The organism is Streptomyces sp. NPDC058157, assembly GCF_042884105.1.
In the GTDB taxonomy this organism is placed as follows: domain Bacteria; phylum Actinomycetota; class Actinomycetes; order Streptomycetales; family Streptomycetaceae; genus Streptomyces.
The window spans coordinates 1-2,922 of the sequence record NZ_JBHVUQ010000375.1; the positions used below are offsets into that span (position 1 = coordinate 1).

The 2,922-nt window shown below is 77.1% G+C and carries 1 protein-coding gene and 1 pseudogene; one reads left to right on the forward strand and one right to left on the reverse strand.

All coding sequences use genetic code 11. The features are described from left to right. A partial coding sequence (locus ACFVXK_RS37955) for an AAA family ATPase (protein ID WP_389621762.1) occupies nucleotides 1-2,221 on the reverse strand: 2,221 nt, incomplete at its 3' end. A gap of 229 nt (nucleotides 2,222-2,450) precedes the next feature. Between ACFVXK_RS37955 and ACFVXK_RS37960 the strand changes: the two are divergent. After that, a pseudogene (locus ACFVXK_RS37960) lies at nucleotides 2,451-2,922 on the forward strand (GNAT family N-acetyltransferase); the annotation flags it as partial.

Sequence of the window (2,922 nt, forward strand, 5' to 3'; positions counted from 1 at the left end):
CCCAGTCGGCCAGCCGCTCGCGCGCCCGGGCCGCGAGGTCCGGACGGCCGGCCCGGGTCGCGGCCTCGACGAGTTCGGCGCACGTCCAGTGGTGCACGACGAGGTCCTGGTAGGCGTCGCCCCGGAGCGCCGCCTCCATGGCCAGGGCGTAGTTGCCCAGGCCGTTGTGGAGCACGGCCCGCGCGCACGCCGCCATGCCGGTGAGGCGGCCCAGACCGCGCTGTTCGCCCTCCCTCTCCATGGCGCCGATCAGCTCCAGCGCCGGCCGCTCCCGACCCTGGTAGGCGCCGAGCAGGGCCGTCGAGACCATGTGCGTGGCCACCCCCACCGCGTCGCCGGAGGCGGGCGCCTCGGCCAGCAGGTCCCGGGCTTCGGCGAAGCGCCCCGTGTAGCACAGCGAGGCGGCCCGGTAGGGGAGGGCCGTGGAGAGCACCGACAGGGCGCCCGTCGTGCGGGCGAAGCGCACCGCCCGGCCGGTGATGTCCAGCCAGGCCTGGAGGTCGCCCAGCTCCACGGCCGCGTTGGCGGCGGGCCACAGGACGGCCAGGTCCTCGTCGCGGGTGAGCGAGCGCACCGCCCGCGCCAGGAGCGGGAAGGCGGCCGCCGGCCCGTCCGTGGTCCAGCTGACGAGGGCCCTGAGGAAGACCCCCGCCGTCTCCTCGCCGGGCGGCAGGTCGCGCGCCGCCGCCGCTGCCCGCCGCAGCCCGCCCTCGTCGTAACGGCCGGCCCAGACGGCCGCTCCGAACGCCGCCAGGCAGGTCTCCCGCGCCGCGGCCTGGTCGAGGTGCACGAGCCGGCCCGCCGCGTCGAGCAGAGGCTGGACGGTGCCCAGCCCCGGGGCGGTCATCGCCGCCGCCTTCGCCCGCAGCCGGCTGGCGTGGGCCGACTGCAGCGGGTCCAGCGGCCCCAGTTCGGCGGCGGCCAGCAGGTCGGGCACCCGGGCCGGCACGGCGGCGGCGAGGTGGGCCGCCGCGGCCGCCAGGGCGCGTCGCGCCCGTTCCCCGGGATCGGGGGTGAGGGCGGCGGCACGTTCCAGGAAGGCCGCCGCAGCGGCCCGTCCGCCGCGGGCCAGGGCCCGGTCGGCGGAGCGCTCCAGCTCGGCGGCGACCTCCTCGTCCGGCCCGACCGCGGCGTGGGCCCGGTGCCAGGCCCGCCGGTCGGGGTCGCGCCCGGCGTCGGTGGCCTCGGCCAGCGCGCCGTGCGCGGCCCGCAGCGAGGCCGCGTCCGCATCCCGCCAGACGGCCGAACGCACCAGGGGGTGGCGGAAGCGCACCGGGGCGCCCAGCGTGATCAGGTCCGCCGCCTCGGCCGCCGCCCCGGCCTCGATCCCGATGCCGAGCAGCCGCAGTGCACGCCACAACAGCGGCGCGTCGCCCACCGGTTCGACCGCCGCGACCAGCAGCAGGGCACGGGTGTCGGCCGGCAGCGCCTCCACCCGCCGGCGGAACCCCTCCTCGACCCGGGACGCCAGCGGCCCCTTGCCGGGGCCGGCGAAGCCGAACGCCAGCTCCGCCGGCGACAGGTCCCGGGGGAGTTCCAGCAGGGCGAGGGGGTTCCCGCCGGTCTCGGCGACGATCCGGTCCCGCACCCGGGCGTCGACCGGAGCCGCGAGCGCCCCGTCGAGCAGGGCCCGCGCGTCGGCGTCGGCCAGCCCCCGCAGCATGAGCTCCGGCAGGCCCGCGAACCCCTCCGACCCCTCCCCGTCGGCGGTCCGTTCGGCGAACACCAGGGCCACCGACTCGGCGTCCAGCCGCCGCCCGACGAACGCGAGGATCCGCCGGGACATCAGGTCCAGGCTCTGGGCGTCGTCGACCAGGCACACCAGCGGCGACTCCGCGGCGGCCTCGGCGAAGAGACCGAGGACCGCGAGCCCGACCAGCAGCATCTCGGGCGGGTTCCCCGCACTCAGCCCGAACGCCACCCGCAGCGCGTCCTGTTGCACCGGCGGGAGCCGGTCGAGGTGGGACAGCAGAGGGGCGCACAGGCGCTGCAGGGCCGAGTAGGCGAACTCGGACTCGGCTTCGACCCCGGCCGCCTGCACGGTCCGCAACGGCACGGCCCGCTCGGCCAGCCGGCCGAGCAGTGCCGACTTGCCGACGCCGGCCTCGCCGCGCAGCACCAGCACCCGGCTGCGCCCGTCCCGCACCTCCCGCAACAACTGCTCCAGCGCCTCCAGTTCACGGCTCCGCCCGATCAGCCGGCGTGTCGTGTGAGGGGGCATGGGACCTCCGGGCAGGGGTTTCCTCCCGGAGGAGCTCCACCCCATCCTACGGACTTCCCGCCCCGCTGACCTGCATGGATCCGGTCAGACCGAGAGGCGGCCCCCGCACACGGGAGCCGTCCGCCCCAGTCCATGCCTTTCCCGCGCTCCCCCTTCCGTTGCCCCGGCGTGGTCCACCAGTTCTGACCGGGAGCGCTCCGAGCAGCAGCCTTTGATCCCGGAGGAATCCATGACCGATCCGGTCATCCGCGCGCTCTGCGCGAGCGACGCCCATCTCTTCGACGCACTCCCCGACCCCCTCGGCGCCGCCGAGGGCCACCGGCGCACCCGGTTCCGCCCCGACTGGAAGCGCGTCGCGCTGCGCGACGGCGAGGTCGTCGCACGCGGCGCGTGGTGGGGCGGCCCCGACGACCCGGAGCCCGTCAACATCAACTGGTTCGACGTGGCCGAGGGCGAGGAGGAGGCGGGCGCCGAACTGCTGCGCTCCGTCCCCTGGCGGGTCGACCTGGAGATCAACCTGCCCGGAGGCTGGCGCGAGGAGCCCGCCCTGCGCGCCGCCGCCGAGGCCCGCTTCACGGCCGCACGCTCCGCGGGGTACGAACTCCTGGTGGAACGCTTCCTGTACCGCTGGACCCCGCAACGGGGTCTGCCCGAGCGGCCCGGACGCCTGCGCTTCAGGGCCGAACCCGACGACTCCGTGT